Annotated in this window: 21 protein-coding genes; 12 read left to right on the forward strand and 9 right to left on the reverse strand. The window is 71.4% G+C overall.

All coding sequences use genetic code 11. The features are described from left to right. Positions 1-146: 146 nt before the first annotated feature. From gltA to J3S20_RS08625, 4 genes are all read right to left on the reverse strand, one after another. Positions 147-1,454 (reverse strand): citrate synthase, encoded by a 1,308-nt coding sequence (gene gltA / locus J3S20_RS08610; RefSeq protein WP_216836035.1) that lies wholly within the window; start codon positions 1,452-1,454, stop codon positions 147-149. Positions 1,455-1,681: 227 nt separating this feature from the next. Next, on the reverse strand, positions 1,682-2,248 hold the full coding sequence (locus J3S20_RS08615) for a thermonuclease family protein (protein WP_216836036.1): 567 nt from the start codon (positions 2,246-2,248) through the stop codon (positions 1,682-1,684). Positions 2,249-2,351: 103 nt separating this feature from the next. Then, positions 2,352-3,845 (reverse strand): CHAD domain-containing protein, encoded by a 1,494-nt coding sequence (locus J3S20_RS08620; protein WP_216836037.1) that lies wholly within the window; start codon positions 3,843-3,845, stop codon positions 2,352-2,354. Beyond that, complete coding sequence (locus J3S20_RS08625) at positions 3,845-4,387, reverse strand: SixA phosphatase family protein (RefSeq protein ID WP_216836038.1); 543 nt, start codon at positions 4,385-4,387, stop codon at positions 3,845-3,847. Before J3S20_RS08625 ends, J3S20_RS08620 begins: the two co-directional genes overlap by 1 nt. Positions 4,388-4,506: 119 nt before the next feature. Between J3S20_RS08625 and J3S20_RS08630 the strand changes: the two genes are divergently transcribed. The 3 genes from J3S20_RS08630 to J3S20_RS08640 are packed head-to-tail and all read left to right on the forward strand — an operon-like array spanning position 4,507 to position 7,414. After that, positions 4,507-5,238: an SDR family NAD(P)-dependent oxidoreductase gene (locus J3S20_RS08630; RefSeq protein ID WP_246602511.1), complete on the forward strand. Its 732-nt coding sequence runs from the start codon at positions 4,507-4,509 to the stop codon at positions 5,236-5,238. Beyond that, a complete protein-coding gene (locus J3S20_RS08635; protein ID WP_216836039.1) occupies positions 5,238-5,846 on the forward strand; it encodes a DUF6134 family protein in 609 nt (202 codons plus the stop codon). Before J3S20_RS08630 ends, J3S20_RS08635 begins: the two co-directional genes overlap by 1 nt. Continuing rightward, complete coding sequence (locus tag J3S20_RS08640; protein WP_216836040.1) at positions 5,843-7,414, forward strand: cryptochrome/photolyase family protein; 1,572 nt, start codon at positions 5,843-5,845, stop codon at positions 7,412-7,414. Before J3S20_RS08635 ends, J3S20_RS08640 begins: the two co-directional genes overlap by 4 nt. 82 nt (positions 7,415-7,496) lie before the next feature. Here the strand turns inward: J3S20_RS08640 and J3S20_RS08645 are convergent, their stop codons facing one another. Beyond that, entirely contained in the window at positions 7,497-9,389 is a 1,893-nt protein-coding gene (locus J3S20_RS08645) for a putative bifunctional diguanylate cyclase/phosphodiesterase (RefSeq protein WP_216836041.1), read from the reverse strand. Between the two features lie 176 nt (positions 9,390-9,565). Here J3S20_RS08645 and J3S20_RS08650 point away from each other — a divergent pair, with 176 nt between their 5' ends. The 4 genes from J3S20_RS08650 (at position 9,566) to J3S20_RS08665 (ending at position 11,802) form a co-directional block, all read left to right on the forward strand. After that, positions 9,566-10,315: a YebC/PmpR family DNA-binding transcriptional regulator gene (locus tag J3S20_RS08650; RefSeq protein WP_216836042.1), complete on the forward strand. Its 750-nt coding sequence runs from the start codon at positions 9,566-9,568 to the stop codon at positions 10,313-10,315. A 134-nt stretch (positions 10,316-10,449) separates the two neighbouring features. Beyond that, positions 10,450-10,593: a hypothetical protein gene (locus J3S20_RS08655; RefSeq protein ID WP_216836043.1), complete on the forward strand. Its 144-nt coding sequence runs from the start codon at positions 10,450-10,452 to the stop codon at positions 10,591-10,593. Then, positions 10,593-10,754: a DUF3309 family protein gene (locus J3S20_RS08660; RefSeq protein ID WP_246602513.1), complete on the forward strand. Its 162-nt coding sequence runs from the start codon at positions 10,593-10,595 to the stop codon at positions 10,752-10,754. Before J3S20_RS08655 ends, J3S20_RS08660 begins: the two co-directional genes overlap by 1 nt. Positions 10,755-10,827: 73 nt before the next feature. Next, positions 10,828-11,802: a Bug family tripartite tricarboxylate transporter substrate binding protein gene (locus tag J3S20_RS08665; RefSeq protein WP_216836044.1), complete on the forward strand. Its 975-nt coding sequence runs from the start codon at positions 10,828-10,830 to the stop codon at positions 11,800-11,802. A gap of 62 nt (positions 11,803-11,864) precedes the next feature. Here J3S20_RS08665 and J3S20_RS08670 read toward each other — a convergent pair whose 3' ends face one another. The 4 genes from J3S20_RS08670 to J3S20_RS08685 all read right to left on the reverse strand — a co-directional run bounded on the left by J3S20_RS08670 (position 11,865) and on the right by J3S20_RS08685 (position 15,896). Continuing rightward, positions 11,865-12,842, reverse strand: coding sequence for a Bug family tripartite tricarboxylate transporter substrate binding protein (locus J3S20_RS08670; RefSeq protein WP_216836045.1), 978 nt, complete (start codon positions 12,840-12,842; stop codon positions 11,865-11,867). Positions 12,843-12,859: 17 nt separating this feature from the next. Then, entirely contained in the window at positions 12,860-13,867 is a 1,008-nt protein-coding gene (locus J3S20_RS08675) for a Gfo/Idh/MocA family protein (protein ID WP_216836046.1), read from the reverse strand. Between the two features lie 69 nt (positions 13,868-13,936). After that, the gene (locus J3S20_RS08680; protein ID WP_216836047.1) at positions 13,937-14,917 is read right to left on the reverse strand and encodes a substrate-binding domain-containing protein; all 981 of its coding nucleotides are present in this window, start codon (positions 14,915-14,917) and stop codon (positions 13,937-13,939) included. 4 nt (positions 14,918-14,921) lie between these two features. After that, the gene (locus J3S20_RS08685) at positions 14,922-15,896 is read right to left on the reverse strand and encodes a tripartite tricarboxylate transporter substrate-binding protein (protein WP_246602515.1); all 975 of its coding nucleotides are present in this window, start codon (positions 15,894-15,896) and stop codon (positions 14,922-14,924) included. Between the two features lie 122 nt (positions 15,897-16,018). Here J3S20_RS08685 and J3S20_RS08690 point away from each other — a divergent pair, with 122 nt between their 5' ends. The 5 genes from J3S20_RS08690 (at position 16,019) to J3S20_RS08710 (ending at position 22,887) form a co-directional block, all read left to right on the forward strand. Then, positions 16,019-16,963 (forward strand): 4-hydroxy-tetrahydrodipicolinate synthase family protein, encoded by a 945-nt coding sequence (locus J3S20_RS08690; RefSeq protein ID WP_216836048.1) that lies wholly within the window; start codon positions 16,019-16,021, stop codon positions 16,961-16,963. A 13-nt stretch (positions 16,964-16,976) separates the two neighbouring features. Further along, positions 16,977-18,308: a sulfite oxidase gene (locus J3S20_RS08695; RefSeq protein ID WP_216836049.1), complete on the forward strand. Its 1,332-nt coding sequence runs from the start codon at positions 16,977-16,979 to the stop codon at positions 18,306-18,308. Between the two features lie 47 nt (positions 18,309-18,355). Beyond that, complete coding sequence (locus tag J3S20_RS08700) at positions 18,356-19,672, forward strand: sulfite oxidase (protein ID WP_216836050.1); 1,317 nt, start codon at positions 18,356-18,358, stop codon at positions 19,670-19,672. After that, complete coding sequence (locus tag J3S20_RS08705) at positions 19,669-20,037, forward strand: hypothetical protein (RefSeq protein WP_216836051.1); 369 nt, start codon at positions 19,669-19,671, stop codon at positions 20,035-20,037. Before J3S20_RS08700 ends, J3S20_RS08705 begins: the two co-directional genes overlap by 4 nt. A gap of 96 nt (positions 20,038-20,133) precedes the next feature. Continuing rightward, positions 20,134-22,887: an autotransporter family protein gene (locus J3S20_RS08710; RefSeq protein WP_216836052.1), complete on the forward strand. Its 2,754-nt coding sequence runs from the start codon at positions 20,134-20,136 to the stop codon at positions 22,885-22,887. The last annotated feature ends 36 nt before the right edge of the window (positions 22,888-22,923 follow it).

The raw sequence follows: 22,923 nt of genomic DNA on the forward strand, positions 1-22,923 counted from the left end.
GGGCTGCCACGCCGCCTCTACCGGCACGCAAACGCCCCGCGCGGCAGGGCCGGCGGGGCGTCGGGAAGGCGCAGCAAGGGGTCGGGGAGGCCCCAGGAAAGGTCAGCAAGGACCCCCCGGAGAAACGGACCGGGGGGGGGGTAGGATCAGCCGCGCGCGGCGACCTTCACATAGTCCCGCTGCGCCGGGCCGGTGTAGATCTGGCGCGGGCGGCCGATGCGCTGGCTCGGATCCTCGATCATCTCCTTCCACTGGCTGACCCAGCCTACCGTGCGCGCCACGGCGAAGATCACCGTGAACATGCTGGTCGGGATGCCCATCGCCTTCAGGATGATGCCCGAATAGAAGTCGACATTCGGATACAGCTTGCGGGAGACGAAATACTCGTCCTCCAGCGCCACCTTCTCCAGCGCCATGGCCAGATCGAGCAGCGGCTCGTCCTTGATGCCGAGCTCGGCCAGCACCTCGTGGCAGGACTGCTGCATGATCTTCGCGCGCGGGTCGAAGTTCTTGTACACGCGGTGGCCGAAGCCCATCAGCTTCACGCCGGAGTTCTTGTCCTTCACCTTGGCGATGAAGTCCGGGATGTTGTCGACGTGGCCGATCTCGCCCAGCATCTTCAGCACCGCCTCATTCGCCCCGCCATGCGCCGGGCCCCAGAGGGCGGCGATGCCGGCGGCGATGCAGGCGAAGGGGTTGGCGCCGGTGGAACCGGCCAGCCGCACGGTGGAGGTGCTGGCATTCTGCTCATGGTCGGCATGCAGGACCAGGATCTGGTCCATCGCCTTCGCCAGCGTGGGCGAGACCTTGTACTCCTCGGCCGGGACCGAGTTCAGCATGTGCAGGAAGTTGGCCGCGTAGCTCAGGTCGTTGCGCGGGTACACGAAGGGCTGGCCCAGGCTGTACTTGTAGGCCATGGCGGCGATCGTCGGCACCTTGGCGATCAGGCGGAAGGCCGCGATCTCGCGCTGATGCGCGTCGTTGATGTCCAGGTTGTCGTGGTAGAAGGCGGCCAGCGCGCCGACCACGCCGCACATGATCGCCATCGGGTGCGCGTCGCGGCGGAAGCCGTTGAAGAAGTTCCGGATCTGCTCGTGCACCATGGTGTGGTAGGTCACACCCTTGCGGAACTTCTCGAGCTGCGCCTGGGTGGGCAGATCGCCGTTCATCAGCAGGTAGCAGACCTCGATGAAGTCGGAATTCTCGGCCAGCTGCTCGATCGGGTAGCCGCGGTACAGCAGCACGCCCTCATCGCCATCGATATAGGTGATCTGGCTCTCGCAGCTCGCGGTCTCGCCATAGCCGGGGTCGAAGGTGAAGACGCCGAGATCGGCGTAGAGCTTGCGGATATCGACCACATCCGGGCCGACTGTACCCTTGAGGATGGGCAGGCTGGTACTGCGGTTGGACCCGTCGAGGGTAAAGGTGACGGACCCGTTGGCCGTGACGGTCATGGCGTGCTTCCTCGCAGGCAGGGGGCTCTCGGCGGGTAAAGGTGACGGTCGCCTTACTCGCGCCACCGTTATGGTGCGCCGCAAGATAGGAGCCTGTCTGCCCGCTTGGCAACGTGGGGCGGGATCAAGACTGCTTTCGCGTTAAGGATGGGTGCATGCGGCGGAATACCGCCGATTTTGGCGCCGCGCGCCTGTTGCGGCCCTCGCCGGCCATCAACCCCGCCGCATCAATTGCGGCGGCGCCAGGCCTCCGGCCGGGTGAAGCTGCCGGCCCAGAGGCCGCGCCCGGCCAGGCGGGCAGCGGTCTCCACCACCAGCATCTGTGGGTCTTCCTCGTCATAGGCCAGGGCCCAACCGGCGGTCACGAGGCCGGTGTTGAGCTCCGCCCCGCCGGCGGTGCAGCGGCCGAGCCCCCGCCCGAAGCGGTCCCGCCCATGCACCCGGCAGAGCACGGAGCGGTTGTTCACCAGACGGGAGAGCGCTTCCGCCGCCGCCGCGCCGCAATCGAACCAGCGGCCGGCGGCATCGGTGCAGGACTGCCCACGCTCCGGCGCATCGATGCCGGACAGGCGGAGCGTGCGGTCGCCGAGGCGCAGCGTATCGCCATCCACCACCCGGACCTCGGCGGCCAGCGCCGACCAGTCCTGTTCGCGCGGGGCGGAGCCCATCAGGTCCGGCGGCAGGCCGATGCCGGACAGGCCGGCGACGATGAGGGCCGCAACCAGCGCCACCAGGGGGGCGCGCCAGCGGCGGGGGGCGGGGGCGGGGCGGAAAATTCGACGGCGGCTAAACACGGGTATGGATGCAGTGCTCGGCTGGTTCACCTACGGGTAACCCATGCAGCCGGATGGGTGCAACCCATTCATTATCTTAATATTTAGGCGAAGAAAATTCGTTTCACCTTTGATTCCAGAAGGCTTCCGCGGCCAGCAGCTCGGCCCAGGCCTTTTCCGCCCGCGCCCGGGCGCGGCGGGATCGCGCCAGCACCCAGCCCTCCGCCACCCCCGCCGCCCAGGCGCCGTCCCCATGTGCCTCGCCCTCCACCAAAGCGCGCGCCACGCTCGCGTCATTGGCCAGGCCGAACTGCTCCTGCACCTCGGCCAGGCGCTCCAGGAAGCGCCGGCTGCGCTTGCGGCCGAAGAGCGGGGCGAAGAGCTCCGCCAGGTAGCGCAGCCGTTTGCCGTCCAGCCGGAGGGCGTGGAATTCGGCATCCGGCAGATGCGCGATCTCCGGCCCCACCGCCGTCATGCGGCGCCAGGCCTTGGCCAGCAGGTGGCTCGCCAGGTCCTCGAGCGGCGCGGCGCGGCGATCCTCGGCCGCGGCATCGGCCTCCGCCCGCCAGGGGCTGCGCAAATCCAGCGCCACCGCCTGCCACAGCAGCAGGCGAAATCCGGCGCCGCCCAGCACGGCGCGCAGCCTCGCATAGGCTTCCGCCCGATGCCGCTGGCCGGCGGCGAGCAGAGCCAGGATGCGCGGCTCCCCGGGCAGCGCCTCGGCCAGTTCGGCGCCGAGGCCGGCCAGGAACACATCCCAGTCCCGCGCCGGGCCGAGCGTCTTGGCCAGGCCCTTCAGCCCCTCGTCAAAGTCGCGCAGCGCCGGCCCATCCGCCGCGGCGCGGAAGGCCTTGAGCGCCGAGCGCAGCCGGCGCAGCGCGACGCGCATCTGGTGCACCCCGCTGGGGTCCTGCCCCGCCGCCGCCACCGGGGCGTGCCAGACCAGCACCTCCGCCAGATGGCCGATCAGCAGCCGCAGGGCGGGCTCGACGCCGAGTTCCTCGGCCAGCTTCGGCGCGCCCAGCCGGCGCGGGCGCAGCGGCGCCTGCCGGGCCCAGGCGCGTGCCTCCTCGGCCAGCGCGGCACGCGGCGGCAGCAGCGGCAGGGCCTCGGCCAAGGCGAGCATGGTCTCCAGCACTTCCTCGGGCGGGCCGGTCAGGCTGAGCCGGGCGATCGGCTGCGCGCCGGCCTCCCCAGCCGGGCGGCGCAGCGTGCCATGCAGCAGGCTGGCTTCCACCGCGCCCTGCAGCGGCACGGTCACCCGGCGACCCTCGAAGGCCGCGATCGGCAGCAGTGCGGAACCCTCCGCGGCCTCCGGCACGCCATCCGGGACCAGCGACTCCTCGACCGGCACGGGGCTGCCGGGGCGCCAGGGGGCGCCGGGCTCGGGCAGGCTGCGCAGCAGGCGGCGCGGGGCGCGCGGGCCGGGGCCGGCCTCCAGCGCCAGGCCGGACTCGGCCAGCGCGCCCTTGGCGGTGTCGAGCCAGGTCAGTGTCACCGGGACGGAGCGTGTGCGCCCGGCGCGGCGGCCGGACAGCGCCGGCTGGCGGAACAGGCCGGCGGCCCCGGCGGGGTCCACCGCCGCCTCCAGCGTCAGCACGGGCGGGCTGCCGGACATCAGGCGGGAAGCTCCTCGGCCGAGGGCAGGTCGGCCGGCTGCAGCACGCGCAACAGGCGGCCGCCGCCGGCCTCCAGCCGGTTCCAGGGCAAGGCTATGGAGAATTCGGTCAGCGTGCCGGTCGGATAGCCCTCCGCCAGCCGGCGCGTCATCGGGCTGGCGGTGGCCATGGCGGCGGGGCCGGCCAGGGCCATGGCCAGGTCGTGCAGCCCGGGATTGTGGCCCAGCAGCAGCACGCTGCGCGCCGTCTCCCGCACCTCGCGCAGCACGTCCAGCAGGCTGGGCCAGGCGGCGAGGTAGAGGTCGTCCATCGGCTCGACCAGCGGCGGACCTTCCAGCGGGGCCAGGGCTTCCAGCGTCTGCAGGGTGCGGCGGGCGGAGGAGACCAGCACGATATCCGGCGCCAGCCCCAGCTCCCGCATCGCCGCCCCCATGGCGACGGCCGCCCTTCGGCCGCGCGCATTCAGCGGGCGGGCGTGGTCCGAAAGGCGCGGATCGTCCCAGGAGGACTTCGCGTGCCGCAGCAACAGCAATTGGCGCATGGTGGCCGCAGCATGCCATGCCGGGGGGCGGTTGGCGACCGATGCGCGGGAGGATGGCTTTTCCTTCATGGCTTTTCCTTCGCCGGGCCAGGGCCATCTGTGGCGCCCTTGGCTTGGGAATGGATCAAATGGTGGGTCAGGTGCTGGTCTTTGGGGCCACGGGCGGGGTGGGGGCGGCGCTGGCGCGGCGGCTGGCGGCGCGGGGCGCGACCCCCTTCCTGGTGGCGCGGCGAGAGGCGCCGCTGGCCGCGCTGGCGGAGGAACTCGGCTGCGGCCATTTCGCGGCCGACCTGCTGGACCCGGAAGGGCGGCGTGCGGCGGTGGCGGCGGCCGGCTCGCCGCTGGCGGGACTCGCGGTCTGCGTCGGCTCCATCCTGCTGAAGCCTGTGGCGCGGGTGACGGAGGCGGATCTGGTGGAAACCTTCCGGCTGAATGCCGCCGGCCCGGCGCTGGCGGTGCAGGCGGCGGCGCCGGCGCTGGCGGAGGGGAAGGGTTCCGTGGTGCTGTTCTCCTCGGTCGCGGCGCGCACCGGCTTTCCGAACCACCTGGCCATCGGCGCGGCCAAGGCGGCGGTGGAGGGGACGACAGTGGCGCTGGCCGCCGAACTCGCGCCACATATCCGCGTCAACTGCATCGCGCCGAGCCTGACCCGCACGGCGCTGGCCGAACCCCTGACCCGGAGCCCCCAGATGGCCGATGCGATTGCCAGGCAGCACCCGATCCCCCGGCTGGGAGAGGCCGAGGATGTGGCGGCGCTGGCCGATTTCCTGCTCTCGGACGCGGCCGGCTGGATGACAGGCCAGGTGATCGGCGTCGATGGCGGCCGCGGCGCCATTGCGGGGCGGGGCTGATGCGCCGGCGCGCGCTGTTGGCCGCCGTGCCGGGCCTGGTGCTGGCCGGAGCGGCCACGGCGACCCCCGCCAATCTCGATTTCCGCATCCTGCGCGGCGGTGCCAGCGTCGGCACCCATCGCGTCCGCTTCCGCGAGGAGGCGGGGCTGCTGGAGGCCGTCAGCGATGTGCAGATCGAAGTGAAGCTGATGAGCTTCACCGTCTTTCGCTACGCCCACCGCACGGCGGAGCTCTGGCGCGGCGACCGGCTGGTCTCGCTGTCCTCCCGCCTCGAGAAGAACGGCAGCACAACCGCCTGCGAGGCGCGTGCCGAGGGCGAGGCGCTGCTGCTGCGCGGGCCGGAGGGGGCGCAGCGCCTGCCAGGCCAGGCGGCGCCGCTGACCTGGTGGCGCAGGGCGACGCTGCGCCCGGGCGTGCCGCTGATCGATCCGCGGAAGGCGCTGCTGGTGGACCCGGAACTGCGCATCAGCCGCGCCCCGCAGGGCGGCACCCGCGTGGTGCTGGTGGGGGGCGAGGGGGCGGATGTGCTCTATGACGCCGCCGGCACCTGGGTGGGCTTCGCCACCACTGGGGAGGATGGCAGCGCCGTGCGCTACGAGCGGGCGTGACGACGCTTCGCCTCGTTCTTGGCGACCAGTGCAGCGAGGGGCTCTCCGCGCTGGAGGGGCTGGCCGCCGGCGATGTGGTGCTGATGGCGGAGGTGCGCGCCGAATGCACCTATGTGCGCCACCACAAGCAGAAGATCGTGCTGGTGCTGTCCGCCATGCGCCATTTTTCCGAGTTGCTGCGCGCGCGCGGGATCAGCGTGGATTATGTGAAGCTGGATGATCCGGCGAATAGCCACACCCTGGCCGGGGAGGTGGCGCGGGCGGCGAAGGCGCATGGCGCGCGGCGCATCGTCTGCACCCATCCCGGCGAACTCCGCGTGCTGGAAGACATGCAGGGCTGTGGCGCGGCGACCGGACTGCCGGTGGAAATTCGCGACGACACCCGCTTCCTCTGCAGCCTGGATCGCTTCCGCGCCTGGGCGGGGGAGAAGAAGCAGCTGCGCATGGAGTATTTTTACCGCGAGATGCGCCGCGCCACCGGCCTGCTGATGGAAGCCCCGGACGAGCCCGCCGGCGGCCAGTGGAACTACGATGCCGAGAACCGCGCCGCCCTGCCCGCCGGCCTGGTGCCGCCGAAGCCGCGCCGCTTCGCCCCCGATGCCGTGACGCGCGAGGTGATGGCCCTGGTCGAGCGCGAATTCCCCGACCACTTTGGCGATCTGCAAAAATTCGGATGGCCGGTGACGGCGGCGCAGGCGACCCAGGCGCTGGAGGATTTCATCGCCCATCGCCTGCCGCGCTTCGGCGACTACCAGGATGCGATGGCGGAGGGCGAGGCCACGCTGTTCCATGCCCTGGTCGGCGCCGCGCTGAATTGCGGGCTGCTGGACCCGATGGCCGCCTGCCGCGCCGCGGAAGCCGCCTGGCGCGCGGGCGCGGCGCCGCTGAATGCGGTGGAGGGTTTTGTCCGCCAGATCCTCGGCTGGCGGGAATATGTGCGCGGCCTCTACTGGCTGAAGATGCCAGGATATCGTGACACGAACGCGCTGGAGGCCCACCGGAAACTGCCCTGGCTCTACTGGTCCGGCGAGACGGCGATGGCCTGCATGGCAGCCGCCATCGGCCAGACGCGCGACCTGGCCTACGCCCATCACATCCAGCGGCTGATGGTCACCGGCAATTTCGCCCTGCTGGCCGGCATCGCGCCGGCCGAGGTGAACGACTGGTACATGGTGGTCTATGCCGACGCCTATGAATGGGTGGAGCTGCCCAATGTGCAGGGAATGGCGCTGCACGCCGATGGCGGGGTGATGGCCAGCAAGCCCTATGCGGCGAGCGGGGCCTATATCAACCGCATGTCGAACCACTGCCGCGGCTGCGCCTATGACGTGAAGCGGCCGACCGGGCCCGGCGCCTGCCCCTTCAACTTCCTCTACTGGGATTTCGTCGCACGCCACGCAGCGCGCTTCGCGAAGAATCCGCGCATGGCGATGCCGCTGCGGACGCTGGCGCGGATGGATGCAAAGAAGGTCGCGGCGATGCGGGCGGAGGCGAAGGGCTTCCTGGATGCGCTGGCGGAGGATGCGGAGCCGATGCTGCGCGCAAGGGGGCAGCAGAAGTTGCTGTAGCTGGCGCGCCTTGCCAAGCATCTCCCTCCCCCGCCTGCGGGGGAGGGCCGGGGTGGGGGTTGCCGCAGCGCCCCGGAGACCATCACGCCGCTGTGCGCGAAGCCCGCCCCGATTCCTCCGCGATCAGGCGGCGCACCGCCTCGGCCGGCATGGGGCGGCCGAAGAGCCAGCCCTGGCCCTGCTCGCAGCCTTCCGCCGTCAGGATGCGGGCCTGGTCCTCGGCTTCCACACCCTCCGCCACCACTTCCATGTCCAGGATGCGGCCGAGGCCCACGATGGTGGCGACGATGGCGGAAAGCTTCGGGTCGCGCGTCAGCTCCGTGATGAAGGCGCGGTCGATCTTCAGCTTGCCGAAGGGGAAGCGCCAGAGATGCGCCAGGCTGGACCAGCCGGTGCCGAAATCATCCATGGCGATGGACACGCCCAGGCCGCGCAGGTCCAGCAGCAGGCGAACCACATCCTCGGTATCCTCCTGCAGCAGGCTTTCGGTGATCTCGAGCTCGAGGCGATGCGGCGAAAGGCCGGACCGGGCCAGCGCCTCCGCCACCGTGCAGACCAGGTCGCCGTGGCGGAACTGGGCGGGGGAGAGATTGACCGCGACGCGCAGGTCGCCCGGCCAGCGGGCGGCTTCGGTGCAGGCGGCGCGGATCACCCAGGCGCCGAGCGGCACGATCAGCCCGTTCTGCTCCGCCATCGGGATGAATTCTGCGGGCGGGATCATACCGCGCCGGGGATGCGGCCAGCGCAGCAGCGCCTCGAACCCCGTCAGGCGGCGGTCGCGCAGGCGGCGCTGCGGCTGGTAGTGCAGCACCAGCGCCTCGGCCTCGATCGCCTGGCGAAGGTCGGCCTCGATCTCGCGCCGGGCCCGGATCGCCTCGTCCATCGCCGGCTCGAAGCCACGGATGGCAGGCTCGGGCTGGCCGCGGGCGGCGGAGAGCGCGGCCTCGGCCCGGGCCAGCAGCAGCTCCGCCTCCTGCCCATCCTGGGGCGCGACGGCCAGGCCCAGCTCGACGCTCAGCGTCAGGCCGCCGCCGCAGGCCAGCGGCAGCGGCTCGGCGAGCGCCTTGGCCAGGCGCTCGGCCAGGGTGATGGCATCTTCCTCCCCGATGATGGCGGTCTGCACCACGGCGAAGCGGTCGGCGGACAGCCGCGCGACCGTATCCTCCCGCCGCACCAGGGTGCGCAGGCGCAGCGCCAGCGCTTCCAGCACCGCATCGCCGGTGGCGCGGCCATGCACGGCATTGACGTCGCGGAAGCCGCGCAGATTGAGCACCAGCACGCCCACCTGCCGCCCCGTGGGCCGCGCCAGCGCCAGGGCCTGGGCCAGGCGGTCGCGCAATTCCGCATGGGTGGCGAGGCCCGTCAGGCTGTCGTGGCGCAGCAGGTAGCGGGCCCGGGCGGCGGCCGCTTCCTCTCGCCGGCCGCGCAGGCCGAGCCAGAGCAGCAGCAGCAGCGTGGCCGCGCCGAAGGTGGCGATGCTGGCCTGGGCCATGCGGAAGGCCTCCCGCAGGGCGGCGCGGCGCCCGGTCTCCCGCATCGAGACCACCAGCCAGCCGGCGACGCCTTCGGCATCGGCCAGCGGAACCTCGGCCTGCGGCAGGCGGGGCGGGGCGGCCTGCGTGCGCGGCGGCGCGGCGGCGGTTGCGCTGCTCTGGTACAGGAGCTGGCCATCCGGTCCCAGCAGCCGGTAGCCGGCGATCTCCACGGCCTCGGGCACACCGACGATGCGCGCCAGGGCGGTGGGATCCGGGGCGCCGTCGCGCAGCAGGGTGTGCAAGGCGGGCTCCCGCCGCAGCAGCTCGGCCGCGAAGGACTGGGTCCAGGCGATCGCGCCATGGTGCAGCACGCGGTCCAGCAGGAACTGGTTCACCCCGATCGCCGCCAGGGTCAGCAGGATGGCAAACGCGATCAGCCGACGCACCAGGCGCTGGATCGTATCCGAGGGCGGTTCAGCCGGAAGCGCTGGTCGGGCCATGGGCGCAGTCTGGACTGCATTCATGAACCCGGGATTGAGAAGCCGGCGGGATCGGTCCGGATTTGCCGCCCCGATTTGCCGTCCCGATTTGCCGCCCGGGGGGGCGGGCCAGTATAGCAGCCCGGCGCGGGCGCCCGGCGTGCCCGCCGCGGGATCGAGAGACGGAGAGCAAGGCCATGGCCGGCCATTCGCATGCGAAGAACATCATGCACCGCAAGGCGGCGCAGGGGGCCAAGAAGGCGGCGGCCTTCGGCAAGCTGATCCGGGAAATCTCCGTCAGCGCCAAGCAGGGCCTGCCCGACCCGGCCATGAACCCGCGCCTGCGCGCCGCGGTGAAGGCGGCGCTGGTCGCCAACATGACGCGCGACACCATCGACCGCGCCATCAAGCGCGCCGCCACCGCCGGGGTGGGAGAGGACTACCAGGAGATGCGCTACGAGGGCTACGGCCCCTATGGCATCGCCGTGATCGTCGAGGCGCTGACCGACAACCGCAACCGCACCGGCGGCGACCTGCGCTCCATCTTCGCCAAGAATGGCGGCGCGCTGGGGGAGACCAATTCGGTGGCCTTCCAGTTCGAGCGCAAGGGCGTGCTGCGCTATCCGGCCAGCGCGGGCGATGCCGACACGATGCTGGAGGCGGCGATCGAGGCCGGCGCGGATGATGTGGAAAGCGGGCCGGAGGGCCACGAGGTCTCCTGCGCCGTCGAGGATTTCGCCTCCGTCCGCGACGCGTTGGAGGCGAAGTTCGGTACCGCCGAGGCCGCCAAGCTGGAATGGTGGCCCACCACCACGGTGGACCTGGACGAGGAGCGGGCGCGGGAGGTGCTGAAGCTGCTCGACCTGCTGGACGACCATGACGACGTGCAGAACGTCTATGCCAATTTCGAGGTGGATGCGGCGGCGATGGAGCGGCTGAGCGCCTGACTAGCGCAGCCCCGGATTGTTCAAGCGCCGATCACGAAACCGTGTCGGCCTGAACTTCGGGGTTCGTCCCGCGATCTGTTCTCAACCGCGACGATGACAACGCGCCGCGCGAGACCAGACGGGACTTTCGCATCATGAGTCGCAACTTGCTCTATCCTGTGATCGGCGTGCTGCTGATTGCCGTGGGTGCCCTGGGCTACTGGGCATGGCAGGAGCAGAACCGCAACGCGGTGGAGATCAACCTCGGCGGCCGCAGCCTCAGCGTGGAGACACGCTGATGCTCGGCACCATCCTCATCATCCTCCTGATCCTGGTGCTGCTCGGCGGCGTCAGCGGCCGCTTCGGCGGCTATGGCTATGGCTTCGGCCATGGCGGCATGGGCCTGCTCGGCACCGTGCTGGTTATCGTCATCGTGCTGCTGGTGCTGGGGCGGATCTGAGGCACCAGTTGCATCCAGCCTTGGCTTGGGAGGGATTTGCGGCGATCATCCGCGCAAACGGAGGAGAACCGCCATGACCCTGATCCCGCGCCGGGCCGCGCTCGGCCTGCCCCTGATGGCGCTGGCCGCGCCCGCCTTGGGCCAGACCGCCGCCTGGCCGTCCCGCCCGATGCGCCTGATCGTGCCCTATGCGCCCGGCGGCACCACCGATGTGATGGCGCGGCTGATCACGGACCGGCTCTCGCCCAAGCTCGGCCAGCCCATCATCGTCGAGAACCGCCCCGGCGCCGGCGCCACCATCGGCGCCGCCGTGGTGGCGCAGGCGGAGCCGGATGGGTTGACCCTGCTGATGTCGAACAGCGGGTCGCATGGCGTCTCGCCCAGCCTCTATCCCAACCTGCCCTATGACCCGATGGCCGACTTCACCCATGTGGCGCTGGTGGTCACCAGCCCCTCGGTGCTCGTCGTCACCAAGGCCAATCCGGCGCAGAACCTGGCGCAGTTCATCGCCAATGTGCGCCGTGCCGGGGAGATCGATTTTGCCGTCTCCGGCATCGGCAGTTCCAGCCATCTGACGGGCGTGCGCCTGGGCATGGCGTTGGGGGTGAAGGTCACGCCCATCCCCTATCGCGGCGCGGGGCCGGCGATGACGGATACCATCGCCGGCGTGGTGCCCGCGATGATGGACAGCCTGCCCTCCGCCGCGCCGCATATCGCCAGCGGCAGCGTGCGGGCCATCGCGGTCTCCACCGCCGAACGCTCCGCCCGCTATCCGGACCTGCCGACGCTGCGCGAGGGCGGGGTGGATGTGGTGAATTCCTCCTGGTTCGGCATTTCCGGCCCGGCCCGGCTGCCGGCACCCATCGTGGCCAGGCTGGCCACGGCGATCCGCGAGGTCATGACGGACCCCGGCACCGTCGCCCGCTTCGAGGAACTGTCCGGCGCCCCGCCGCCCGAGAGCACGCCGGAAAGCTACACGGCCTTCATCCGCTCCGAGATCGCGAGCTTCGCGCCGATCGTGCGGGCCGCCGGGATCGAGCCGCGCTGAGAAGCTATTGTTCCTGAAGCACGAAACCGGTTCACACGGATCAGGTGTGAACCGATAGTGCTTCAGCGCGCCGGCGCGCCATTCACGCGCCGGCCGATCTCCTCGGCTTGCCGCGCCTGAGCGGCGACGAAGGCGCTGAATTCGGCGGGCGGCATGGCGATGCCTTCCAGCCCCTGGCTGTCGAATTGCGCGCGCACCTCGGCATCCGCCACCGCGGCGGCCACGGCCGCATGGATCCGCTGCACGATCGGCGGGGGCGCGCCGGCCGGCAGCCACAGGCCGAACCAGTTCACCACCGCGAATCCCGGCAGGCCGGATTCCGCCATGGTCGGCACCTCCGGCATGCCCTTCCAGCGCCGCGCGCCGGTCAGCGCGATGGCGCGCAGCCGGCCGGCGCGGACGTGTTCCAGCGCCACATTGGTGCCGACGAAGAACATGTCGACGCGGCCGGCCAGCAGGTCCGCCACCGCCTCCGCCACGCCGCGATAGGGGATGGAGAGCACGTCGACGCCCGCCATGGATTTCATCAGCTCGGCCGGGATGTGGCTGGCGGTGCCGTTGCCGGCATTGGCGTAGGTCAGGCGGCCGGGCTCGCGCTTCGCCAGCGCGATCAGCTCCGCCAGATTGGTCGCCTGCACGGAGGGATGCAGCACCAGGGCCTGGCCGAAATTCTGCACCGCCAGCGTCACATGCGTGAAGTCGCCGATCGGGTCGAAGTTCACGTTCGGATTGAAGGGCGGCGTGTTCACATGGGACGCCGTGGTGAAGAGCCATGTGTATCCATCGGCCGGCTGCCGCGCGACGTAGGCCGTGCCGATCACGCCGCCGGCGCCCGGGCGGTTTTCCGTCACCACCGGCTGGCCGAGGGTCGCGGTCAGGCGCGGCGCGATGGCGCGCAGGATCAGGTCCGGCGGCCCGCCGGGCGGGGAGGGGACCACGACCCGGATCGGCCGGCTGGGCCAGTCCGTCTGCGCCTGGGCCTGGCGGGCGAGGCCGAGGCCGGCGGCGCCCAGCATCCAGTGGCGGCGGGTGAGCGGCATGCGCGGGACTCCTTGCCTCAGATGCGGACGGGACCCTGGGACCGGATGGAGGCCATGATCGCCTCCAGCACCTCGACATTATGGACGGCATCGCCGGCCGGCCGGGCCAGCGGCGCGCGGGCCTCGGCCTGGCGGGCGAAATGCTCCAGCTCGGCGCGTTCCGTGCTGGTCTTCGGGAAGCGGATCACCTCCGGCCGCTGCTTCACCGTGATGTTGTCCGGGTCGATGCGGCAGATGGTCAGGTCCCAGGTGGTCAGGTGCTCGACATCGCCGACCGAGACCCAGGCCTTGCTGCCGAAGACCTGCATGCGCCAGGTCTCCGCGGTGGCGATGACGGTGCCGAGATAGCCGGTGGCGCCGCTGGCGAAGCGCAGCAGCATCGAGGTGGTGTCGTCCATGCCGAAATCCTGGACCAGGCGGTAGCTCTGCGCCGTCAGCTGCTCGATGGGGCCGGCGAGGTAGAGCATGGCGTCCACCACATGCACGCCGCGGCCGGTCATGCCGCCGGCCGGGGCCTCGGCGCGGTCGTGGCGCCAATGGCCCTGCGGAAAGCGATAGGCGCTGGGGCCGCAGAAATTGCCCTCGAGATGCAGCACGCGGCCCAGCGTGCCGTCCTCGATCATGCCGCGGATGGCGATCAGCGCCGGCTGGTAGCGCCAGTTGTAGCCGACGCCGAGGGTGACGCCGGCATCGGCGCAGGCTTGTGCTGCGCGCTGCGCTTCCTCCACGCTGACGCCAAGCGGCTTTTCGGTGAACACATGCTTGCCCGCGGCCGCGGCGGCGACGATCTGGCCGGTGTGCTGGCGATGCGGGGTGGCGAGCACCACGGCGTCGATCTCGGGATCGGCCAGCGCCGCCTCGTAGCTCGCGATCTCGCGCAGGCCATGGGCGGCGGCGAAGTCGCGCGCCTTGGCGGGGGTGCGGGTGGCGAAGGCGGTGAAGCGGATGAGGTCGCTCTGCCCCTGCACGCAGCGGACCAGATGCTGGCCCCATGTGCCGAGGCCGATGATGGCGGCGCGGATCATGCGGGGAAATGTCCTGTCTGGGATACAGGATCATTCACCATCCCGGACGGGCGGCATAGCCAGCCGGGCTCAGTCTTCCTCCACCCCCGCCGCAAAAACCTCCGCCACCGCCAGCCGTCGCCGCGACAGGTGTTGTTCATGCGACCAGCGGCAGATCGCCTCCAGCTCCGCACGGTTGGGGCCGATGCCATAGGTCCAGGGATCGGGGCCGAGCAGGGCCTTGGTCGCGGCCCATTCCTCGGCGTGGAAGGGCAGCATCTGGCTAAGCGAGGAATGGCGCAGGTCGGACTCGATATCGGCCAGGGCCAGGCGCTTGGCCTCGGCGAAGGCCTCCATCAGCCGCGGCGCCAGGGACGGATCGCGCGCCAGCACGTCCTGGCGGATGCCGATCAGGTGCATGATGGGGTGGAAGCCGGTGCGGCGGTGCCAGGCTTGCGCGGCCGCGCGCGGATCGGGGAACAGCCGGACGATGCGCGGGTCGCCGGCGGCGAAGGCGGCGGGCTCGGTGGGGGAGAGGATGGCATCCAGCTCGCCCGCCAGCAGCGCCTCGTTCAAGGTGCCCGCGATGGGCTGCACATCCATCCCCGGCGGCAGTTCCAGCGGCAGGCGCTCGCGCCGGCCGGCCGCGTTGGTGCCGGCGGTGCGCCAGGCGATGCCATTCACATCGACGCCGTGGTCGTCCGAAAGGATGCCGCGCAGCCAGAGGCCGAGCGTCATCTGGTATTCGGGGATGCCGACGCGGCGCCCATCCAGATCCTTCGCGGTGCGGATGCCGGCATCGGCGCGCAGATAGATGCAGCCATGCCGGAAGGCGCGGGAGACGAAGGCGGGGATCGCCGCATAGGCGGCCTCGCCTCGCGAGAGCTGCAGCAGGTGCGAGGAGAGCGAGAGCTCCGTCACATCGAATTCCGCGCGCGAGAAGGCGCGCGGAAAGCTCTGCTCCGAATGGATCGGCACCTGCACCAGGCGGACGCCCTGGATCCGCACGCGCCCATCGAACAGGGCGCGCACGCGGTCATAGGGCGCGCAGGCGACGGTCAGGGTCAGCAAGCGTTCAATCCGCCCGGATGCCGGCGCGGGCGATCAGAACCCGGAAGCGCTCCAGCTCGCTGGCGATCAGTGTACGGAAGGCGTCCGGCGTGCGGGGCGCGGCGTCGGCGCCCTCGGTCACCAGGCGGGCCTTGAGGTCGGCATCGCCCAGCAGCCCGTTCACTGCGGCATTGATCCGCGCCACCACCTCGGGCGGCGTCGCGGCCGGGGCGACCAGGCCGTGCCACTGCACCACCTCGAAGCCCGGCAGGGCGCCGGCGGCGATGGGGGCCAGGCCTGGCAGGGCGTCGGAGGGGGTGAGGGCGCTCATCCCCAGCCCCAGCAGCCGCCCGTCGCGGATCGAGGGCAGCACCACCGGGGCGCCCGCGAAACTCGCCTTCAGCCGGCCGGCGATAAGGTCCGCCAGCATCGGGCCATTGCCGCGATAGGGCACATGCACCAGCTCGATTCCCGCCGCGTCGCAGAAGGCCGCCATGGTGATGTGGGACGCCGCGCCATTGCCGGCGCTGCCATATTCCAGCGTGCCGGGGTTTGCCTTCGCCAGCGCGATGAACTCCGCCGCCGTGCGCGCTTGGACCGAGGGGTGGATGGTCAGGATGGAGGGCAGGGTGGCCACCAGCGCCACCGGCGCGAAGTCGCGCAGCACGTCATAGGGGTTGTTTGGGTAGATCCAGGGATTGACGGCCAGCGTGCCGACATGGCCCCACATCAGCGTATGGCCATCGGCCGGGGCGCGGGCCACCGCCACCGCACCCACCGTGCCGCCGGCGCCGCCGCGGTTTTCCACCACCACGGGATGGCCGCCCAGCGCCTGCTGCAGCTTCAGCGCCACCGGGCGGGCCAGCAGGTCGTTCGACCCGCCGGGCGGGAAGGGCACCACGATGGTGATGGGGCGGGACGGCCAGGGCGCCTGGGCCAAGGCGGGGGCCGCCAACGGTGCCAGCAGGGAGGCGTGGAGCAGGCGGCGGCGCGTGGGCATCGGAGGACGTTCCTTCCTTGGAATTGTCCCTACAATTGCCCGCCCTGCTGCACTGCGGAAGGGGGTGTAGCAAACGGGGTGGCGGAGTTGCTAGGCTGGCCGCCTTCGCCTGGAGAAAGCCGATGACCAAGATGCGGATCGAGGGGTCCTTCGTCGCCCTGATCACCCCCTTCAACGCCGATGGCAGCGTCGATTTCGGCGGCTTCCGGACGCTGATCGACTGGCAGGCGAAGAACGGCACCTCCGCCGTGCTGATCATGGGCTCGACCGGCGAGGTCTCGATGCTGACGCCGGAGGAGCGGCGCGAGATCGTCGAGAAGACGGCGAAGATGAAGACCGGGAACATGAAGATGTTCTACGGCTGCACCGGCACCAGCACGGCGGCGACCATCGCCTATCTCAAGCACGCCAAGGCCGCCGGCGCGGATGGCGCGATCCTGGCCGCCCCCGCCTATATCTGCGCGCCGGAAGACGATATCGAGGCCTTCTTCGCCGAATGCGCGGATGCGGTGGAGCTGCCGATCGGCATCTACAACAACCCGCCGCGGGTGAAGTCCGACCTGCATTGGGACCATCTGCTGCGGCTGATGAAGCACCCGAACATCGTCGTGCTGAAGGAAAGCACCACGCGCGTCGGCCAGGTGGCGCAGGTCTGCGCGGCCCAGCCGGATGCGACGATCATGTGCTGCGACAGCCCGAACCTCGGCCTGGTGGTGCCCACCATGTCGCTCGGCGGGCATGGCACGGCGAATATGACGGGCAATATCGACCCGGCGGGCCTGGCGCTGCTCTCCACCCCCTGGGCGGACCCGGCGCAGTCCGTGGTGTTCCGCGAAACCTACCTCCGCCTGCTGCCGCTGCTGCACTTCACCTATTCGGCGATCAACCCGGTGGCGGTGAAGTCGCTGATGAAGGCGGTGGGGCTGCCGGCGGGTGACTTGCGGCGGCCGCTGACGGGCCTGAAGCCGGACCACCTGGCGCGCGGCCTGGCCATCGTGCGGAACCTCGGCCTGGATGCGCGTAACGGCTGGAAGACCGCGCCCGCGCTGCCGCTGGCGGCGGAATAGCGGAAGGGGTCGCATGGCGCAGGAACGCTCGGCCCAGGAACTCTATCGCGACGATCCCGAACGCGCCGATGCCGAGGTTTTTGGGCGTCGCGGCGCGCTGGAAGGGCCCGCCCTGCAGGCAATGGAGGCGGCGGTCGGCGCACCCATCCCGGCCGCCGCCAGCCTGCCTCCCGGCACCCTGCCGGCCGCCATCGCCCGCCCCGGCGCCCAATCGGCAACAAACCCGGCGGCGCTGAACCTGCCGGGCAAGGCGCGCCTGCTGGTGCATGACGAGACGCCGCTCTGTGCCGAGACGCCGGAGGTGCTGCTGGACGAGGCGGTGACCTCGGCCCCGAACATGTTCATCCGCAACAATGGCGGCATCCCGCCGGAGGTGGCGGATCCACAGGCCTGGCGCTTCGTGGTGGACGGGGAGGTGAACGCGCCGCTCTCGCTGACGCTGGGCGAGCTGCAATCCCGCTTCCCGGTGGTGACGCGGCAGCTGCAGCTGGAATGCGGCGGCAACGGCCGCGCCTTCCACCAGCCGGCGGCGCGCGGCAACCCCTGGGGCAATGGCGCCATCAGCAACGGTGCCTGGACCGGGGTGCGGCTGCGTGATGTGCTGCAGGCGGCGGGGCTGAAACCCTCGGCCCGCTTCACCGGGCATTACGGCGCGGATCCGCATCTCTCGGGGGAGGCGGGGAAGGTCTCCATCGCGCGCGGCATGCGGATCGAGAAGGCGCTGGACGAGGATACGCTGCTCGCCTTCGCGCTGAACGGCGCACCGCTGCCGCGTCTGCACGGCGCGCCGCTGCGCCTGGTGGTGCCGGGCTGGCCGGGCAGCCTCAGCCAGAAGTGGCTGACCCGGATCTGGGTGCGGGACGCGCCGCATGACGGGCCGGGGATGGGCGGCACCAGCTACCGCGTGCCGCGGCATCCGGTGATCCCCGGCAGCGCGCAAGATGGGCGGGGTTTCGTCGAGCTGGAGAGCATGCCGGTGCGCTCCATCCTGACCAGCCACGCCCATGGCGCCCGGCTGGCGGGGGGCACCCGGCACCTCGATCTGCGCGGCGCCGCCTGGGCGGGCGACCTGAGCGTGCAGGCGCAGCATGTCAGCCTGGATTTCGGCGCCACCTGGCAGCCGATGACGCTGTTTCCGGCCGCGAACCGCCACGCCTGGCAGCGCTGGCAGGGCCGCGTCGCGGTGCCGGCGGATGGCTATTATGAGGTCTGGTACCGCGCGACGGACAGCGCCGGCCGGATGCAGCCGCACGCCGCCGCCAACTGGAATCCGCAGGGCTATGGCGCCAATCCGATCAGCCGTGCCGCCGTATTCATCGGCGATCCGCTTGCGGCCACCGCGTGATGGGGTGATCCTTTCTCCCGCCGAGAAGTGCGGGAGGACAAGACGCCATGACGCGCAGGACCGAACGGTCGATCCAGGAACTGTATCGCGATGACCCCGAGCGCGCCGACGCCCTGGCCTTCGGCCGACGCGGCGCGCTGAAGGGCGCGGCGCTGGCCGCCATGGGCGGCGCGATCGGCAGCGCCATCCCCTTCGCCGGCAACATGCCCGCCGGCACCTTGCCCGCCCTGTTTGCCCGCCCCGCCGCGGCCCAGGGCAATGCGCCGGCCACCCTCCAGATGGAGGGCAAGGGCCCGCTGATCATCCAGGGCGAGCGGCCGTTGAATGCGGAAACGCCCGAGACCCTGCTGGATGAGCCGGTGACCTCCGCCCGGAACATGTTCATCCGCAACAATGGCGGCGTGCCGGAAGTGCCGGCGGATCCGAAGACCTGGAAGCTGACGGTGGACGGGGAGGTGAATACCCCGCTCGAGATCACCCTGGGTGAGCTGGAGTCCCGCTTCCCCGTAGTGACGCGGCAGCTGCAGCTGGAATGCGGCGGCAATGGCCGATCCGCCTTCCAGCCGCAGACCCGCGGCAACCAATGGGGCAATGGCGCCATCAGCAATGGCGAATGGACCGGCGTGCGGCTGCGCGACGTGCTGCAGGCAGCGGGTTTAAAGCCGTCGGCCGTTGCCACCGGCCATTACGGTGCGGACCCGCATCTGTCCGGCGAGCCGGGCCGCCCCTCCATCGCGCGCGGCATGCAACTCGGAAAAGCGATGGACGAGGATACGCTGATCGCCTTCCGCCTGAACGGCGAGCCGATCCCGCTGGTGAACGGCGCGCCGCTGCGGCTGGTGACGCCGGGCTGGCCGGGCAGCCTCAGCCAGAAATGGCTGACCCGCGTCTGGGTGCGCGACAAGCCGCATGACGGCCCCGGCATGGGCGGCACCAGCTACCGCGTGCCGGTGCGCCCGATCGTGCCCGGCAGCAGCAGCAACGGCGCCGATTTCACCGACCTGGAGAGCATGCCGGTGCGCTCCATCCTGTCGTCGCACGCGCATGGTGCGCGGCTGCCGGCGGGCACCCGCAGCCTCGACCTGCGCGGCGCCGCCTGGGCCGGCGACCTGACGGTGCGGGCGGTGCATGCCAGCGTCGATTTCGGCGCGACCTGGACCGAGATGCAGGTGGCCGCCCCCGCGAACCGCCACGCCTGGCAGCGCTGGACCGGCCGCGTGGCGCTGCCCTCGGATGGCTATTACGAGATCTGGTACCGCGCGACCGACAGCGAGGGTCGCATGCAGCCGCATCTGCCGGCCAACTGGAATCCGCAGGGCTATGGCGCCAATGCCATCAGCCGGGCGGCGATCCTGGTCGGATGAGGCTGCGCACCCTTCTGGTCCTGGCGCTGCTGCTTCCCGCAGCGGCGCTGGGACAGGATGCATCCCAGCGCCAGGCCGATGCCGCGCGCGCCATCGAGCAGACGGCGGAGGAGGAGACGGTGCTGGCCGAGGGTGAGGGCCGGTCCGAGGTCTTCGGCTATTGCACCGCCTGCCACAATACCGCGCTGATCCGCCGCAGCCGCTTCACCCGCCCGCAATGGGACGGGCTGATGGACTGGATGACGGAACGCCACGGCATGAACCCGCTGGAGGGCGAGTTCCGCGACACCATCGTGGACTATCTGGCCCGCCACTACGGCCCGGCTCAGGCCCCGGCGCGCGGGCGCAACCCCTTCCTCAATTGAGGAAGGGGCGTCGCCGGCGCGTGCTGCCGCGGCAGCTTAACCGGGCATTCATGGCGCTGCCCTAACCCTTCCGGCCTCATCGCCAGGAAGGCACTCATGACTGCAAGACGCCCCATCTCCGCCCGCATCCTGCACCGGGCGGCGGGCCTGATGCTCTCGGTCTCGGCCGTCGCGCTGCTGGCAGGCCTGCCGCAGCGCAGCGAGGCGGAGACGGCGACCTTCTTCGACAGCATCTTCGAGGGGCGTGCCGAATTCGATCAGCGCGTGGGCACGGCGGGCGGCACGGTCAACATGGACCTGCTGTCCGGCCTGACCAGCAACCAGACGAGCTGGGCGCGCAGCGCCTTCACCATCAGCTCCGGCAATGGCGCGACGCGCACCACGCGCACCACCAGCTTCCAGAACGTGCAGGGCCCCAGCGGCACCTTCAGCAGCGGCGACAGTGTCCGCATGGTCGCGGACAACAGCGATCCCGCGGGCAATGGCCTGGTCTTCACCTTCTCCTCCCCCATCAATGCCTTCGCGATCGAGCTGGAGGGCTGGGCGACCTGCTGCTTCCCCTCCGCGCTCTACATCGCCTTCGACGGCGGCACGCCGATCCTGATCGGGACCGCGAACAGCAGTACCGACAACCCCGGCGCGGCCCGCTACAGCCAGACGATGACCTTCGTCGCCGCGATCAGCGACAGCGCCACCTTCTCCACCGTCGCCTTCTATGGCGACGCCACTGGCGACACGATGTGGGGCGGCGGCACGGTGCGCTACGCGCTGGTGCCGCTGGGCGGCCTGTCCGGCGGCGGCCAGGTGATCGATGGCAGCCAGGCCTTCTTCACCCAGTCCGACGGCGCGGCGCAGGCCACCACCGTGACCTTCAACGGCGGCACCTTCCGCCCGACCGAGGCCGCCGCGCTGACGCAGCCGGTGGTGATCCAGTCCGGCAACGGCATCATCGACACCAGCCAGGGCGCCGTCATCCTGCTGGGCGACCTCAGCGGCGTCGGCCAGCTGCAGCTGTTGGGCGGCGGGGTGCTGACCCTGCAGGGCAATGCCAGCAACACCGGCGGCGCGCAGGTGCAATCCGGCACGCTGGCCATCCAGGGCGCCTTCCAGGGCGCGGTGACGGTGCTGGCGGGCGGCACGCTGACCGGCGGCGGCAGCATCGGCGGCGGCAGCATCGATGGCATCCTCTCCCCCGGCAGCTCCCCGGGCAGCATCACCTTCACCGCGCCGGTCACCTTCGGCGCCGGCTCCACCCTGCGGCTCGAGATCGACGGGCCGGGCACCGGCACCGGCGCCGGCGCGCATGACCAGGTGCTGGTCACCGGCGCGGGCAGCACGCTGACCGCGGGCGGCACGCTGCAGCCGGTGCTGCGCGGCATCACCGGCTCCGCCACCAATACCTTCACCCCGGTGCTCGGCCAGACCTTCCGGGTGATCCAGGCCCAGGGCGGGCTGCTGGGCAGCTTCGCGGGCCTGACCCAGCCGGCGGAGGGGCTGCCTACCGGTATGCGGTTCGACGCCCTGTACGGCGCCAATACGCTGGACCTGGTCGCCACGCCCGCCAGCTACGCCAATCTCGCGTCGCTCGGCCTCGGCCAGCGGGGCAATGCGGTGGCGGTGGGCGGCGCGGTGGATGCCATCCGCCCGGCGGCCGGGCTGCGGATGGAGGGCGATGCGGCCACCACCTTCGGGGCGCTCTATGCGCTGCCGGCCTCCGCCATCGCCCCGGCGCTGGACCAGCTCTCGGGCAGCATCCATGCAGATGCGCTGGCCGCCGCGCTGGCGCATCGCCGCATGCTGGGCGCGGGCACCGCGCAGCGCATGGCCGCGATCCGGGCCGGGGATCCCGCGCTGGTCGCTGCCCAGGGCGCGCTGGCGCCGCGCGTGGCGCTGGACAGCGCGCGGACCGTGCAGATGAGCGCCATGCCCGGCGCCGGCACCGCGCCGGACTGGGATTCGGGCGCAGGCCTCGGCGATGGCGCCGATGGGGCGGAGGCGGGCTTCGCCGGCTGGTCCGTCTGGGGCCGGGCGATGGGCGGCTGGGGCAGCACCGATGGCGACGGCGTCTCGGCCGGCTATTCCCGGCAATCCGGCGGCGCGCTGGTCGGCGCCGATCGCAGCTTCGCCCCGGGCCTGACCGGCGGCGTGGCGCTGGGCTTCCTGCGCGGCACGGTGGATGGCGATGGTGGCACCGGGGAGGTGCGTTTGGACAGCTACCAGGCCAGCCTCTACGGCGTCTTCGCGCCGCCGAGTGCGGCGCGCGCGAAACCCTTCGTCGACGCCATGCTGGGCACCGGCCTCAGCCGCTACGACAGCCGCCGCACCATCAGCTTCGGCACCCTGTCCCGCCGCGCACAGGCCGATAGCGAGGGCACGGATGTGACGGCGGAACTCGGCTTCGGCCTGACGACGCGGCTGGAGGATGGGGTGGAGCTGGAACCCCGCGCCTTCCTGCGCTGGGACCGCATCGCCCGTGGCAGCTTCACGGAGACCGGCGCCGATTCGCTGAACCTCGCGGTGGATGGCCGGGACGCGGATGCGCTGCGGGCGGGCATCGGCCTCAGCGCCGCGCGCACCTATCGCCTGGCCGATGGCTATCGGCTGCGGCCGGAGGCACGAATCGGCTATGCCCGCGAATTGCAGGAGGGGCTGGGCCGCGGCACGCATCGGTTGGGCGGCGCCGCCTTCGGCGTCGACTCCGCCCGGGTGGGGCGGGACGCGGTGACCGCCGGCCTCGGCGCCACCGCCTATCGCGGCGACCGCTTCGCCGTGGTGGCGGATTATGACGTCGCACGCGCCAGCGGTGGTACGGAGCATGTGCTGACGCTGGGCCTGCGCTGGGTCTGGTAACCACTGTCAGCAAACTGTCACGCCGCGCGGACGGGG

It is taken from the genome of Falsiroseomonas tokyonensis (genome assembly GCF_019024325.1).
GTDB lineage: Bacteria > Pseudomonadota > Alphaproteobacteria > Acetobacterales > Acetobacteraceae > Falsiroseomonas > Falsiroseomonas tokyonensis.